Below are 15,242 nucleotides of genomic sequence, written 5' to 3'. Positions count from 1 at the left end.
AGTCTTAGCCTATTTTAAATCTTAGCCAAAGATGCGTTTAAACCAGGACTTTTCGTCCTCTTCCGGTGACTCCTTAATTTCACCCTCACAATCAATGTCGCGGCCCGGCTCATAATGCCTGACCGGTAGCAGCAGCGCGCCTTCGCAATTTAAATCAACTGCTGCGCCAGTGGTCTTATTAAAAGCCCCTTGTATTAGACCTGCTGGCCGCGCCATCAGCATATTCTCGACACCAGCCTGCTGCCAGTATTCTGCTGCGACGGGCAGTGCTCCACGACTACCACTCAGGCCTACCGACTGGTTATCATCCCGGCCCAACCATACTGTCACCACATGACGACTATCATAAGAGACAAACCAACTGTCACGTAAATTATTGGTTGAGCCAGTTTTTCCGGCAATACCGCTCTGCCCCAGGGTATTGCCCAGAGCCTGCCCGGTACCTTCGCGCACAACGCCCTGTAATGCATAATTGGTCAGATAGCTGGCTTCTTCCGTGTAGACCTGTTGCGTCATAGGTTGCGCCCGATACAGTGGATGTCCCCAATGAGTTGTCACCGTCTGAATACTGGTTAAGCGTTGTTGCCCACCCTGATTAGCCAGTACTGAGTAAAGTTGAGTGACGGCCAGCGGAGACATATCAACTGCACCTAACAATAATGAAGGATAAGCATGGGTAGGTTCATCCAGCCCTGAGTTATAAAGACGTTCACGCACTTTTTCTACCCCCAGATCCAGGCCCACCCGTATAGCCGGAAGGTTGCGCGAATCAACTAAACTCTCATAAAGAGTAACATCACCACGAAACTCACCGTCAAAATTGCCTGGTTGCCACTCCCGGTCACGTTCATCCGTCACCACGATAGCGCTGTCATCCAACAGAGTATTCAGCTCATAACGTTCTGGTTGCTCTAGTGCCAGGGCGTATGTAAAGGGCTTAATCAGCGAACCAACGGGTCTTCTCGCGGTCAGCGCCCGATTGAACCCGGCCTGACTGGGATGTATGCTGCCAGCCAGCGCTCTGACCACGCCCTGCTGATGGTCGGCAACCACAACAGCGCCTTCTATATCCGCCACCTGCAAAGACACAACACCTCGCTGTAAGGCCTCTTCCGCGTATTCCTGCAGATAAGGGTCATAATGTGTAAATACACGTAAGCCGGTCTGCTGCCATTCTTTGCCTGGCACCAGCTGACGCAATTCCCGCTGCACCAGGTCAACGTAGTCCGGTCGGTCACGAACCACCAGCCGGGTGCTCTCCCGCCCGACTAAAGGTGCTTCAATAGCAGCCAGGTACTGAGGCTGGTTGATAAGGTCATTCTCGTACATGAGACGCAGCACTAGATCCCGTCGTGCACTGGCTCGTTGCGGTCTGCGCCTTGGGTCATACAAAGAAGGACCTTTTACCATGCCCACCAGCAGGGCGATTTCAGCGGGGGTCAGGTCTTCCACTGACTTGCCAAAGAAATACTGTGAGGCCAAACCTACACCGTGAATGGCATGACCCCGATCCTGACCGAAATACACTTCGTTAAAATAGGCCTCCAGAATTTCATTTTTTGAAAAGCGATAATCCAGAATCAAAGCCATAATGGCTTCATTAGCCTTGCGCCGCAGATTCTGATCATGAGTCAGATACATATTTTTAATCAACTGCTGAGTAAGAGTACTTCCCCCCTGCACCGTCCGGCCCGCCGCCAGATTAGCTGAAGCTGCCCGGAGAATAGCACTGGGCTTAACGCCCCGATGCTGATAAAAATCGCGGTCCTCAACAAGCAACAAAGTATCCTGCATCAGTTGAGGTACCTGTTCCAGATTCACCAACAAGCGATCTTCTCCACTGTCAGCAGCAAAACGACCTATCAGTTGCGGCTCCAGTCGGGCTACACTTAACGGCTGTTGCGTTGGCCAGGCCAGTATTTCTGCCAATTCTTCATCTTCAAAGCGCAGTCGTAAACGCTGGCTCGGCTCAAAACCATCGGCAAAATCAAAAGCCCGCCGATGCAGCAATATCATATTATCGCGCAGATTAAATTCGCCGGGCTCGCGGGCATAACGGGTATGTCGGTAATTCAGTGCTTGCAACTCACGTAGCACCTGCCCCTGCTGTAGTGGCTTGTCATCAGAGATCTGCAAAGCACGGCTATACAGCAAAGCAGGTGCCTGATAGCGGTTTTCTTCAAAACGCTCAGTCACTACCGAGTCCAGGTACACACTATAGAAAAACAAAATTGTAACGCCTGTCAGACTGAGCTTAAGCAGCAGCCAACCAGCGGAACTTAACCACTTGTTCATCGTTTTAACGCCCTTGTTGTCAAGTGACTGGCTTGCGCCTGCTCAGGGTCTTCGGGCCAGGGGTGCTTTGGATAACGACCGCGCATTTCTTTTTTAACCTCCAGGTAGGCATTCTGCCAAAAAGCGGCTAAATCCCGGGTTCGTTGCAGCAAGCGGCCCGCCGGGGATAATAAATCAAAAGTCAGCGCCAGCTGGCCCTGCGCCAAAAGCGGTGTTTGCGGTGTTCCGAAAACTTCCTGTAATTTTAACGCCACCACAGCGGCGCCATCCTGCTGATAAATAATTTTGTGCTGTCGTCCACTAGGTGCATGCCAGTGAGTCGGCAGCTCCCGATCCAGGCGCTGTTGCTCTGCATAAGACAATAACTGACGCAATGCGTTATGCGGCCGCCATTGTGACAATTCACTCCGTGTGCGCAGTGCCAGCCAGAACGGCGCGGCCCAGCTATCCAGGTTCTGCAGCAGCCAATCATCCGACACATCCAGCTCTGACTGTTGGTCAGCCCAGATGCGCAGCCGCCTTAATAACTGAGCACTGGCTTCATCCCAGTTAAAAATCTGCAGACCGCGGGTTTGGGTTTCGTTCAGCAATGCCTGAACGCGCTGTTCAGCGCTAATCTCACCCGGCAGAGCCCGCTCTGACACGACTAAAGCGCCCAGCCGCAACTGCTCTACTTTTTCCAGGCCCCCTTTATCGCTGCGCCAGCGCGCCAGGGTATGGACGGAGGTTAGGTCACCCAGTAACGCGGCTGCCCAGTCTTCATGTAAGGGTAAAAACTGGCGGATAATGCCATCACTGCGCCGCTCATTAAAGGTAACCTGCACTACTATCAACCAGTCAGCAGACGTCATGGAGTCACGCTCCCAAATCAGACCCGCCCCCGTTGCCAGCTGGTAATCTTTGCCTGAAGCTCGCTTCGCAGCGACCCGGTCCGGGAACATCTGCAACAATAACCAGGCAAGGTCTCTGGCCTGCCACTTACCGATATGGGCTTTAATCTTGAGTCGCGCGCACCAGTATAACCAGCGGCGTTGAGTACGGGGCCATCGCTGTGGCGTCGCTGCAACCGCCTGCAATGCACTGTGCACATCATGAAAATCACGCTGTTCCTGTTCTTCAATACTGGCAACGAGCAACGCAGCCAGGGGTAATAAATGCCTTTGTTGCTGTTCGCATTTCAATAGGGTCAAAGCACCGCGCAAATCAGAGCCCAGCTCACTTAATTGTTTACCTAACGCTGTTGCCTGTCCCTGATCATCCAGCGCATCGATCTGCTGCAAGGTGTCTTTCGCACTTTGCAAATGCCCTGAATTAGGTGCGGTAAACCAGGCCATATCTTCAACGCGGCTGCCCCATACGGCGACTTCCAACAAAAGTTCAGTTAAATCCTGCTGCTCAATATCTGCTGGCCGGTACTCCGCCATACTGTGCCAGTCATCTTCGCTCCACACCCGGATACAGGCACCTGGCCCGGTTCTTCCGGCTCGTCCGGCCCGCTGAGTAGCCGCTGCCTGCGCAATGCGCCGGGTAATTAAACGAGTCAGCCGATACTTTGGAATATACTGCGCCTGCCGCTCACGACCACAGTCAATAACCAGGCCGATACCAGGCAATGTCAGGCTGGTCTCGGCAATGTTAGTACTCAATACCAGCTTACGCTGACCTTCTGGCAACGGGGTTATCACCTGGTTCTGCTGTTGTAGTGATAGGCCCCCGTGCAACGCAAAAACCTGTAGATCCGCGCTGCCCTGTAGTTGCTGCTGCAACCTCCGTATTTCAGCCTGACCCGGTAAAAACACCAGAATGCCCTGGTAATCACTGGCAATAGCCTGCTGAGTAACCTGCACTGCTTTTTGCAACCAGGGTTGCTGTGCCGTAGGCGGTTGATAGGAGATCTCCACAGGAAATTGCCGGCCTTCGCTTTGTAGTACATGACAGGATATATTTTGCTGTTGCAGCCAGCTCGCCAGTGCCTGCGCCGGCAACGTAGCAGACATGACCAGCAAACCAAGCTCAGGACGCAACTGGCGGCTTTCCAGAAATAACGCCAGCCCTAAATCGCTATGTAAATTACGTTCATGAAACTCATCAAAAATGACCAGGTCAGTTCCACTCAACTCAGGGTCACTTTGTAGCATCCGGGTCAGAATCCCCTCGGTAACTACCAATAGGCGGGTATCAGGCCCCGCCCGCCGCTGCTGCCGTACCTGATAACCAATTTGCTGACCCACTTCCTGATTAAGTTGCTGGGCAAGAAAATTCGCAATGCTAACAGCGGCCAGTCGCCGCGGCTGCACCAGTATGATACGACCCTGAGTCGCCATTTTCTGTAGCAGATACAAAGGCAATGCGGTTGACTTGCCAGCACCGGGAGGCGCTTGCAAAACGACCGCCTGAGTTTCCAGCTGTTTAACCAGGTCCGGAAGCAGGGCGAGTACAGGAAGTTGTTGGGGTTCTTTCATACACCTATTTTGCCATAAAAAAACCGCCACGTGCCGATAAGCAGGTGACGGTCTTTTTAATTTTTATGCAAAGACTCTGTGCTTAGTCCTGAGACAGGGTACGCGCGATAGTACGGATACCCAGGCCCGTAGCGCCCGTATTCCAGAACTGATCGCCCTGCTTGCGGTATGCGGCGGCCAGATCAAAGTGCAGCCAGTTAGCGCCTTTATTAGGAGCAAAACGCAATAAAAATCCGGCAGCATTGCTGGCCCCACCGGTACCACCACCTTTCATGGGACGGCTGTTTGCAGTATCAGCAAATGCAGAGGGACACTGGAACTGATGCCAGTCAGCCAATGGCAAACGCCATAAAGGCTCATTTTCCTGCATGGCTGATTCCATTGCCTGGGCACTGTATGCATCATCCACGCTGAACAGTGCATTATACTCCTGGCCTACTGCTACCTGCGCAGCACCGGTTAAGGTTGCCGCATCGATAATACGTTTCGCGCCCATTTCGCCAGCCGCTAATAAACCATCAGCTAAGACCAGGCGACCTTCAGCATCGGTATTGAATATTTCTACCGTCTGACCATCTTTGTAAGTAATAATATCGCCCAGTTTAAACGCGGTTCCATCGACCAGGTTTTCTGCACAACAAAGAATTAATTTAACGCGTTTGTTAAGCCCACGCTGAATAGCCAGTGCTAATGCGCCAGCGACCGTTGCCGCACCGCCCATATCGCACTTCATCGCAATCATGCCTTCGCTTGATTTCAGACTATAACCACCGCTGTCAAAGGTAATACCTTTGCCTATCAAAGCTACATCAACTTCGGCGTCATCGTTGCCCGTGGGGTTAAAATCAAGCTGCAGCATGGTCGGCTTGTTAATACTGGCCCGGCCTACCGTATGAATGCCCATCCAGCCTTCATTCAGCAGCTCTTCTTCACGCAGTAAGCGATAACTAACCTGCTCGCCACCTACTTCTTTCAGCTTATCAATAACCCGGGTGCAGAGAGATTCAGGATAAATGTCCTGTGGTGGCAGGTTAACCAGTTCGCGAGCCCAGCTCACTGTGGTGTACATAGCCTGCAGCTGCTCAGCCACTCCCATATCATCGCTATTCCAGCGCATTTCGTTTTTATTCAGACTGTCAGAAAAACCCTGTGATAATGCCCATTGGCGTTCCAGTGTCCAACCGGCACCGACTGCCTCTATCGTTCTGATTCCGGCCTGATCCAGCTTGCGACCTGCCTGCTGGATATTTCGCAACAAAGAGGTTTCATCACTGTCGGCGTTGATTTTCATTCCGTCACCGGCAAAAAAGCTGCTGCCTTTTTCTTTATACGCCGGTGGCATCTGATCCTGAGTTAACTCGACCTGTATTGCGCTAGACATGTTATTTCTCTCCACGTATGTTGCTGTTGCTACTTCTGTATCCATGACTGTAACGGGAAACTCATTTGCAATGCAATTTCAACCGCCACTCAAAAAAGGACGTTTACAACGTCGTCATAAAAGATTTCTGGCCGATATTAGCACGCCTGAGCAGCCTTTGCTGACCATCCACTGCCCGAATACCGGTGCCATGACCGGCTGTGCCGAACCTGACTTTACAGTATGGTACAGCCAGTCTGATAATCCTAAGCGTAAATACCCAAACACCTGGGAGCTGGCCACAGATACGCAGCAGAACTGGATAGTGATCAATACTCAGCATGCTAATCAGATTGCTGAAGAAGCCGTTCGCCAACAGAAAATACCTAGCCTCAGTAACTATCAGCAGATACGCCGGGAGGTCCGTTACGGTGATGAGAAAAGCAGAATAGATTTCCTGCTGCACAGCCCCGGCGAACCGGATTGCTACATTGAGGTAAAAAGCGTCACCCTGAATGAAAGCGGCACCGGTTTTTTTCCTGACGCGGTTAGTGTGCGGGCCAGAAAACATGTACGTGAACTTATGCTCATGCGCCAGCAGGGCCACCGCGCCATGCTCTTGTTTGTAGTAGCCCACAGCGCTATTCAGGAGGTTCGACCTGCTCGACATATTGATCCTGAATACGCTGATCTTTGTATTAAGGCAGCTGCAGAGGGCGTTGAGCTGCGGGCTATTCGTTGCAACATCAATGCGCAGGAAATCACTCCTGGAGCAGAGTTAACAGTGCATTTATAAATAAAAAAAGCTTGAAAAGCTCATCCATAGGCCCTATATAAAGGCCCGGCATACAGAATTGCATGGCAATTTTTATTCTGGTATACATAGCCAACTTTGAAGTAAACAGGGTGCATTGCCTCACAGAGGAGAGATTTATGGCCGCCACGAAGGAAAGAAAAGCGCACGGTATTCTCGCGCAAGCAGGCTTAGAACCCTATCAGCAAAAAGCTGACGAAGAGTACATGAATGAGGCCCAGCTGGCCCATTTCAAAAAGATTCTGGAAACCTGGCGTAATCAGTTACGGCAGGAAGTGGATCGCACCGTTGGTCATTTGAAAGAAGAAGCCAACAACCATGCTGATCCTGTCGATAGAGCGGCTCAGGAAGAAGAGTTTGCTATTGAATTGCGAACCCGCGATCGGGAACGTAAACTGATCAAAAAAATCGAGAAAACCCTTCAGTTGATTGAACGCGACGACTTCGGTTACTGTGAATCCTGTGGTATCGAAATTGGTATTCAGCGTTTAGAAGCTCGTCCTACTGCGGATTTATGCATTGATTGTAAGAGCCTTGCTGAAATCCGTGAGAAGCAAATGAAAGGAGCTTAATGGCTCAGCCTGATACATATCGGGGGCGTTTTGCCCCCTCTCCTTCAGGTCCGTTACACGCTGGATCTTTAGTGGCTGCTCTTGGCAGTTATCTGGATGCACGGGCGAAACAAGGCGAATGGCTGTTACGCATCGAAGATATAGATCCCCCCCGGCAAGTTAGCGGTGCGGCTGATGCTATTTGTTCCCAGCTGGAAGCACATCACTTGCACTGGGACCAGCAGGTCAGCTACCAAAGCCAACACCATGCTTATTATCAACATGCATTGGAAAACCTGTGGCAAAGCGAACATCTGTATTACTGCGATTGCACCCGTAAACAAATAAAAGCCCGGGCCCCTTTTTACACCGGTTATTGTCGCGAACGCCAGGTTGCCGCCGAGGGCGCTGCGATTCGCTTAAAAAATGATAATCCTGTGACTTCTTTTTACGACCGCATTAAACATCAGGTGATGGTCGAAACAGGTTTTGCCAACGAAGACTTTGTTGTTCGCCGACGCGATGGCTTATGGGCCTATCAGCTTGCTGTCGTGGTGGATGACATGCGCCAGGGCATTACGCATATTGTGCGGGGAGCGGATTTATTAACTCCTTCCGCCTGGCAGCTAACTTTGTGGCAGGTGTTAGCTCAGACTCCGGGGGACTTAAAAAACACTTCCTTGCCTCAACTTATGCATCTGCCTTTAGTCACAGGCACTGACGGGCTTAAGCTCAGTAAGCAGAACCATGCGCCCGCACTGGACAGTAACCGGGCAAGCGATAACCTGGAACAGGCGCTTGCCCATTTGAACCTGACCTTGCCAAATGAGCTAAAAAAAGCCCCTTGTGATAATATTCTGGCCTGGGCTATTGAAGCCTGGAGTCAACTGAATCGATAAAAATCGTTGAAAGTTTGGTCGTTAGATTCTCATTGGCGGCGACTTAGTATATGATCGGCGCCAATTTTTAACTCACAATACCTTTTAAATCTGGAGTCTGGCCATTATTAAGCGTTTGGTACAGTTTGCCCGTCAGGTCATGCCGAATAATGATAGTAATCAGGATTCTCAGCGCGCTACCTTAGCTGAGCCTATTATTATTCCACGGGACAAACATAATATTTCCCGTACATCCATTTCAGAGCATGCTCTGAAAGTACTTTATCGCCTGCATAATAATAATTATGAGGCCTACCTGGTAGGCGGCTGTGTCCGCGATCTGTTGCTTGGCGTTGAGCCCAAAGATTTCGATGTCGTTACCAATGCCAGCCCAGAACAAATTAAAGCTCTTTTTCGCAACTGTCGGTTAATTGGCCGCCGTTTTCGCCTGGCCCATATTGTCTTTGGCCGCGATATCATTGAAGTTGCCACGTTCCGCGGCCACCATCCTGAAGAAGATGATGATGCAAACCTGAATACCAGCAAACAAAATAAAGAAGGTTTGCTGTTACGGGACAACGTCTATGGCAGCATTAAAGAAGATGCTGAGCGTCGTGACTTTACTATTAACGCGATGTATTACTCCATAGCTGACTTCAGTATCCACGATTTCGCCAATGGCGTGAGTGACCTCGAAGCGGGTATCGTGCGCTTAATCGGTGACCCGGAAACTCGTTACCGCGAAGACCCGGTGCGCATGTTACGGGCCGTGCGTTTTGCGACCAAACTTGGACTACGCATTGAAGAAAACTCCAGAGCTCCGATTAAAGGACTGGCTCATTTACTAGGCAATATCCCACCTGCCCGGTTATTTGAAGAGTTTTTGAAACTCTTTATGAACGGTAAAGCGGTAGCTAATTTTGTCAGCTTGCAGGAACTGGGCCTATTTAACTATTTCTTCCCGCAGATTAAAACTGCACTTAAGCAGGAAGACAGCAACGAATACCGTATGTTGTACCAACTTTTTATCGACACCGATAATCGCCTGAACAATGGCAAAGGGGTTACCCCTGCTTATTTGTTTGCAGCTATATTATGGTATCCCGTAGTATCGCGCGCAGAAGAACTGACCCAGGACGGCGGCTTACCCGAATACGATGCCTTCCAGATTGCGGCCGCTGATGTGGTTGGCAAACAGGCCCAGAGCATTTCCATCCCCAAACGCTTTAGCTTACCTGCACGCGATATCTGGCTACTGCAATTGCGCTTGCAGCAAACTGCACCACGCCGTGCCGAACGCTTATTAGGTCATCCTAAATTCCGCGCTGGTTATGACTTTCTGCTATTGCGCGCCAAAATAGAACAACGCCCCGATTTACAGGAACTGGCTGATTTCTGGACCGAGTTTCAACGTGGCAAAGAAACGGGACATAATCCACCTGGCGCGCCGGGACAAAGCACCGCACCACGTAAACGTCGGCGTCCAAGACGCAAGTCGGGCCCGAAAGACACAGGTCCAGCCAAAGACAAATCATGACCTTGTGTTATCTGGGGCTGGGTGCCAACCTGCAAAAGCCGCTGCAGCAAATACAGAATGCGGTGAAGGCATTGCAGGCAAGCCCGGCCATTCAGGTTCTGCGCAGCTCTTCACTGTATGCCAGTAAACCTATGGGACCTCAGGATCAACCCGACTATGTCAATGCGGTAGTGCTCATTGAAACTAACCTGCAACCCCTGGAGTTACTGAACCTTACCCAAAGCATCGAAACTCTGGCCGGGCGCGAGCGAAAACAACACTGGGGGCCCCGCACTCTCGATGTAGATATTCTGCTCATAGACCAACTACAGCTCTCTTTACCTCAGTTAACAGTGCCCCACCCCGGTCTGCATGAACGTGAATTTGTGCTTTATCCTTTGGCGGAAATTGCTCCCGACCTGATGTTGCCCGATGGAACCCCGGTTGCACAGGCCTGCCAGCGAGTTGCCCTGAACGGGTTGCAAAAAATCGCCCCTGCTACAGACTATTAACCCTGCGCATCTCCGGTTACAATGCTGTTTTAAGCACTTTAAACCGGGTCAATACTCATGGCTAAAAACACCATAGCTAAGCTGTTCAAACAAAAACAAAGCGGCGATAAAATCACCGCGATAACTGCTTATGATGCCAGCTTCTCACACTTGTTTGCCGAGTGTGGCATTGATCTAATGCTGGTCGGTGACTCTCTCGGCATGGTCTTGCAGGGACAAGATTCTACGGTTCCGGTAAGCGTGGCAGACATTGCTTATCACACGCGTGCCGTACGCAATGGTGCCAAAGAAGCCTTTGTAGTTGCTGATATGCCGTTTATGAGTTATTCAACACCAGCCGATGCCTGCCAGAATGCTGCTGAACTGATGCGCGCCGGGGCCAATATGGTGAAACTGGAAGGCGGCGAGTGGTTAATAGAAACCGTCAAAGCGTTACACACCCGAGGTATTCCTGTCTGTGCGCACCTGGGTTTATTGCCCCAGTCCGTTAATGTTATTGGCGGCTATAAAGTGCAGGGCCGGGAACAGCATCAGGCAGACGCCTTAATTAAACAGGCCAGCCAGCTGGAGCAGGCGGGTGCCCAGCTATTGGTGGTTGAATGCATTCCGAATGCCCTTGGCAAAGCAGTTTCAGAAGCCGTTAATATGCCAGTCATTGGCATAGGTGCCGGTGCTGATACCGATGGTCAGATTCTGGTGATGCACGACATGCTTGGCTTAACTGCGAATTACCTGCCTAAGTTTGCCAAAAATTATCTGCAACAAAGCGGCGACGTCCGCTCTGCCATACAGACCTATATAGAAGAAGTTAAAAGCGGTCGCTTTCCTGATGCTGAGCACTCCTTCGGTTAACTAAAGACACAGGAGCTGACTATGCAACAGATAAGCAATCTCGATGAATTACGTAAGGTACGTCAGGAATGGCGTCAGCAAGGCCTCAGTGTAGCCCTGGTGCCAACTATGGGCAACTTACACAGTGGTCACCTCAAACTGGTCAAAAAAGCCCGTGAGCTGGCTGACAGAGTGATTGTCAGTATTTATGTTAACCCCATGCAATTTGCTGCTAACGAGGACCTCGACAATTACCCACGGACCCTGGTAGAGGATATGCGCGCTTTGCAGGAACTCGGGGTGGAAGTGGTGCTGACACCAAATAATCAGGATATTTACCCGCGCGGCCTGAAGCAGCAAACCCTGGTCGAGGTGCCGGGGATCTCCGATATATTGTGCGGCGCCAGTCGTAAAGGCCATTTCCGGGGCGTGGCCACTATTGTATGCAAGTTGTTCAACATGGTTCAGCCTGAACATGCAGTATTTGGAGAGAAAGACTTCCAGCAGTTACAGGTAATTCGCCTTATGGTGCAGGACTTATCGATACCACTCATAGTGCATGGTGTAGCCACCGAACGCGAAGCGAATGGTCTGGCTAAAAGTTCACGTAACGGCTATCTGACAGAGCAACAAAAACAAACGGCCGCGGTCATCTATCAACAGTTACAACGAACCGCGCAACAGATAAGGCAGGGGAAAAATAATCTGCACCAGCTGGAAGCTGATGCCAGCAAAGTCATTCAAAGTGCCGGGCTTAATGTCGAGTATTTCAGTATTCGTCGGCGCGAGGACCTGCAGCCAGCAGAAAACATCCAGACTGAGCTGGTCATACTGGCGGCAGCTAAACTGGGGAACACCCGGCTTATCGACAACCTGCTCTGTTAATTCAACCGCTCAATAAACCACAGTCCCGCGCCTCTGCATATAACGCGTGCAAAGTATGCGGGGCGTTTTCACCGATCTCACGCTGCTCCTCGAGAATTTCGCTGAGCATCTGCATGGTGGTAAGCGGGTTCGCCAGTACGGTACGAAATACGGTGCTCGGCTGGTGAAAATACTGATGCGGAGTTAACTTGGTTCGCGACACAAAAGCATTACCACTTTCGCGCTGGCTTTTTTGCACGTGTTTTGTCAGCTGATTGAGGATTGGAGTAATACGGTTCATCTGCTCTTCATTAGCGTTAGCCAGAACTTCCTTAATATCCGCCGGTACATAACGATAAGTCAGTAAACAAAGCTCAGGTTCAGTAACCACTTCAAAGTCTGGCTGCTGATGGATTAACGCCGAAAATGCCTGAGCCTTATCAATGCTCTGATCAATGAGTAACTGATAGCCCCGACGGCCCATAACATGCAGCGCTGAATACACCAGCATCGCCATGCCCGGACGCGAACCTTCCATCGTATGACTGCCCAAATCTTTAGAGCCACGGCGAATAACATACTCCGCGTGGTGCTCAATGGCATGCACCAGTGCCGGGTCACGAAACAACACCATGCCAGCGCCCATAGGCACATACATTTGCTTATGCGCATCAATAGTGACGCTGTCCGCTCTTTCGATACCCTGCAATAAGCCACGATGCGTGGACGACAACAAGGTCGCGCCACCCCAGGCAGCATCTACATGAAAATGGGCGCCAATCTCAGCAGCCACATCCGCCATTTTTTCCAAGGGGTCTATATGACCAGTTTCAGTAGTGCCCGCAATGCCTACAAGTGCCATTACCCGGCCACCTTCGTCCGCTATTTGCTGGCAGCCTTTACGTAACGCTTCTATATCCATGCGATTGTTTTTGTCGGTAGCAATTGCCACCAGATTAGCCCGGCCAATACCCAGCACATCGGCGGCTTTAGATAACGAGTAATGACCGCGCTCAGAAACCATTACACAGGCTTTTTTATAACCGTAATGCTGCAAGCCTGCAGCCAGTCCTTCGGTCGCAACCCCAGCAAAGCCCGGTTGCGCAGCAAACAACTTATTACGGGCAACCCAGAGCGCTGTAATATTGGCTACGGTACCGCCAGAACAGAATGCACCCAGCGAATGTTCAGCACTGTGCATCCAGTGTTGATAAAACTTTTCCTGCTCGCCATATACCAGGTGGTGCATCATACCCAGTACCTGACGCTCGAGCGGAGTGAAAGCTTTCGAGGTTTCTATCTTAACCAGGTTCTGATTCAGCCCCACCATTAGTTTTGCCAGCGGCAAAAGGAAGTACGGCAAGGCTGACGTCATATGGCCAATAAAACGAGGGGATGCAGTATGCACCGAATGGGCGACCAGTTTATTCAGTAATTCGTCGGTGTGCTCAGAAACAAAGGTTGGCTGCTCGGGAATTTCGCTGTCAGCAAAATCCTCTTCAATTTCATGCAGAGGTTTTTCTTTCGCTACAATGTGATCACTTAGAAAACCCGCCAGGTTTTCGGATAAGTGACGCTCAATTCTTCCCAGCGTTGAATCAGGAGCCTCAGGGATTGTAAAAATCCGATACAGGGCATCCAGGCTGACGTCAGCCGCAGACGAATTGCTCAAAAGACATCTCCTCGAATTTGCATGGGCGCAGACTTTAGCACAAGTTACTTTGTAACTGCCACAACGGCTGGTCTGTTGCCTGATATTTGCGTTCAAAAGGCGTAATAGGGGAATGCTCATTAGGCAATTGCTTTATGACTGACTGCTGACCGGCAATTTGCAACGCCACCTGAAACTCCTCAACGTACAAGCGCCAGTTGCTGCGCACTTCCAGTTTCCCACCCAATGCCAGTATCTGCGGGAACAGTGCCCCGCCATGCCAGCGCCGCCCCAGATGTTTGTGTTTCGGCCAGGGATTTGGATATAAAATATAGTGATGCGTTAATGGCCAGCTGGCCTGGGCTGCCAGACGCCAGAAATCATTCAGGTCAGCCCTTACTAATAAGCAACGCTGGCCCAGTTCGCCCTGCCGATAGGCTGTATTTTTTGCCAGCCGGTGGGCTGATTTATCCACTCCTATTACCAGCGCGTCAGCGTGTTCGCCAGCCAGGTGCAGAGTACTTTCGCCAACCCCACAACAGGAGTCCAGAACAACAGGTCCCTGCCATTGGGTGACTTCTTCCTGAACCCGGTCAAAGGCCTGCTGACTATGTTCAGCTATTGGTTTACGGAAACTGGTCTGCAGGTACTTACGCACATGGCTTTCCAGCTCCTCATGCACACCCTCCTGGTTGCTATCAATAGCCCGCGACTGATAATCCATGTCCGCCCCTTAGCTACGAATGCCCGTACCGCGTTCAAGCAGTAACCAGGCGATACCCAGGAAAATCAGGTTAAATACGACCAGAACACCAAGCGCGAAATAGGCGTTAATATCAGAGACGCCAATAAAGCCATAACGGAAGGCATTGACCATATAAATAATAGGATTGGCCTGTGACACCCACTGCCAGAAATCAGGTAGCAGCGTAATGGAATAGAAAACACCGCCCAGATACGTTAGAGGTGTCAGGATGAAGGTTGGTATGATGGAGATATCATCAAAGGTCTTGGCAAAAATAGCATTCAGCAGACCACCCAGAGCAAACAAAGTAGCGGTCAGCACTACCGTTACCACAATTAACCAAAAATGCTGAATATTGAGTGGCACAAAAAAGCTCGATACCACAGTCACCACCACTGCAACTATCAAGGCTCGAGCCACACCACCGCCTACGTAACCTAAAATAATAGTCATCGTAGATACCGGGGCGACCAGCATTTCCTCGATATTACGCTGAAATTTGGCGCTGAAAAAGGAAGCAGCAACATTGGAGTATGCGTTGGTTATCACCGACATCATGATCAGGCCAGGCACAATGAACTCCATATAGCTGACACCGCCCATCTCACCGATACGCTCACCAATCAGGTTGCCGAAAATCACAAAATACAGCGTCATCGTAATAGCGGGAGGCACCAGGGTTTGCACCCAGATACGTAAAAAGCGGGTGCATTCTTTAATCCATATGGTTTTTAATGCGGTCAGATTCATTGGATTGCTCATG

13 protein-coding genes are annotated in these 15,242 nt (G+C 50.7%); 7 read left to right on the top strand and 6 right to left on the bottom strand.

All coding sequences use genetic code 11. The annotated features are described in order from the left end of the window. Window positions 1-21: 21 nt before the first annotated feature. From mrcB to pepB, 3 genes are all read right to left on the bottom strand, one after another. Window positions 22-2,295: a penicillin-binding protein 1B gene (mrcB, locus tag CWE09_RS10410; protein WP_126803989.1), complete on the bottom strand. Its 2,274-nt coding sequence runs from the start codon at window positions 2,293-2,295 to the stop codon at window positions 22-24. Beyond that, window positions 2,292-4,757 carry an ATP-dependent helicase HrpB gene (hrpB, locus tag CWE09_RS10405; protein ID WP_126803988.1) on the bottom strand — a complete coding sequence of 822 codons (2,466 nt, stop codon included), beginning with the start codon at window positions 4,755-4,757 and terminating at the stop codon, window positions 2,292-2,294. Before hrpB ends, mrcB begins: the two co-directional genes overlap by 4 nt. A gap of 82 nt (window positions 4,758-4,839) precedes the next feature. Continuing rightward, on the bottom strand, window positions 4,840-6,138 hold the full coding sequence (gene pepB / locus CWE09_RS10400) for an aminopeptidase PepB (RefSeq protein ID WP_126803987.1): 1,299 nt from the start codon (window positions 6,136-6,138) through the stop codon (window positions 4,840-4,842). A 70-nt stretch (window positions 6,139-6,208) separates the two neighbouring features. Between pepB and sfsA the strand changes: the two genes are divergently transcribed. The 7 genes from sfsA (at window position 6,209) to panC (ending at window position 12,104) form a co-directional block, all read left to right on the top strand. After that, window positions 6,209-6,913, top strand: a complete 705-nt coding sequence (gene sfsA / locus CWE09_RS10395; RefSeq protein ID WP_126803986.1) for a DNA/RNA nuclease SfsA — start codon at window positions 6,209-6,211, stop codon at window positions 6,911-6,913. Between the two features lie 137 nt (window positions 6,914-7,050). After that, window positions 7,051-7,503: an RNA polymerase-binding protein DksA gene (gene dksA, locus CWE09_RS10390; protein ID WP_126803985.1), complete on the top strand. Its 453-nt coding sequence runs from the start codon at window positions 7,051-7,053 to the stop codon at window positions 7,501-7,503. Further along, window positions 7,503-8,381 (top strand): tRNA glutamyl-Q(34) synthetase GluQRS, encoded by an 879-nt coding sequence (gene gluQRS, locus CWE09_RS10385; RefSeq protein ID WP_126803984.1) that lies wholly within the window; start codon window positions 7,503-7,505, stop codon window positions 8,379-8,381. The genes dksA and gluQRS overlap by 1 nt, the downstream gene beginning before the upstream one ends. Window positions 8,382-8,520: 139 nt before the next feature. Next, window positions 8,521-9,897: a polynucleotide adenylyltransferase PcnB gene (pcnB, locus tag CWE09_RS10380; RefSeq protein ID WP_420807997.1), complete on the top strand. Its 1,377-nt coding sequence runs from the start codon at window positions 8,521-8,523 to the stop codon at window positions 9,895-9,897. Then, window positions 9,894-10,388: a 2-amino-4-hydroxy-6-hydroxymethyldihydropteridine diphosphokinase gene (folK, locus tag CWE09_RS10375; protein ID WP_126803983.1), complete on the top strand. Its 495-nt coding sequence runs from the start codon at window positions 9,894-9,896 to the stop codon at window positions 10,386-10,388. Before pcnB ends, folK begins: the two co-directional genes overlap by 4 nt. 57 nt (window positions 10,389-10,445) lie before the next feature. Continuing rightward, complete coding sequence (panB, locus tag CWE09_RS10370) at window positions 10,446-11,240, top strand: 3-methyl-2-oxobutanoate hydroxymethyltransferase (protein ID WP_126803982.1); 795 nt, start codon at window positions 10,446-10,448, stop codon at window positions 11,238-11,240. A gap of 21 nt (window positions 11,241-11,261) precedes the next feature. Next, entirely contained in the window at window positions 11,262-12,104 is an 843-nt protein-coding gene (gene panC / locus CWE09_RS10365) for a pantoate--beta-alanine ligase (RefSeq protein ID WP_126803981.1), read from the top strand. 1 nt (window position 12,105) lies between these two features. Here the strand turns inward: panC and panP are convergent, their stop codons facing one another. From panP to CWE09_RS10350, 3 genes are read right to left on the bottom strand one after another with little or no spacing between them, the layout of a single operon-like run. Continuing rightward, window positions 12,106-13,755 (bottom strand): pyridoxal-dependent aspartate 1-decarboxylase PanP, encoded by a 1,650-nt coding sequence (gene panP / locus CWE09_RS10360; RefSeq protein ID WP_241974358.1) that lies wholly within the window; start codon window positions 13,753-13,755, stop codon window positions 12,106-12,108. 34 nt (window positions 13,756-13,789) lie between these two features. After that, window positions 13,790-14,458, bottom strand: a complete 669-nt coding sequence (trmB, locus tag CWE09_RS10355) for a tRNA (guanine(46)-N(7))-methyltransferase TrmB (protein ID WP_126803979.1) — start codon at window positions 14,456-14,458, stop codon at window positions 13,790-13,792. Between the two features lie 9 nt (window positions 14,459-14,467). After that, window positions 14,468-15,241 carry an ABC transporter permease gene (locus tag CWE09_RS10350; protein WP_126803978.1) on the bottom strand — a complete coding sequence of 258 codons (774 nt, stop codon included), beginning with the start codon at window positions 15,239-15,241 and terminating at the stop codon, window positions 14,468-14,470. Window position 15,242 lies beyond the last annotated feature (1 nt).

It is taken from the genome of Aliidiomarina minuta (assembly GCF_003987145.1).
GTDB lineage: Bacteria > Pseudomonadota > Gammaproteobacteria > Enterobacterales > Alteromonadaceae > Aliidiomarina > Aliidiomarina minuta.
Note: the sequence above shows the minus strand (reverse complement) of the source record. Positions and strands in the feature narration are given on the sequence as shown.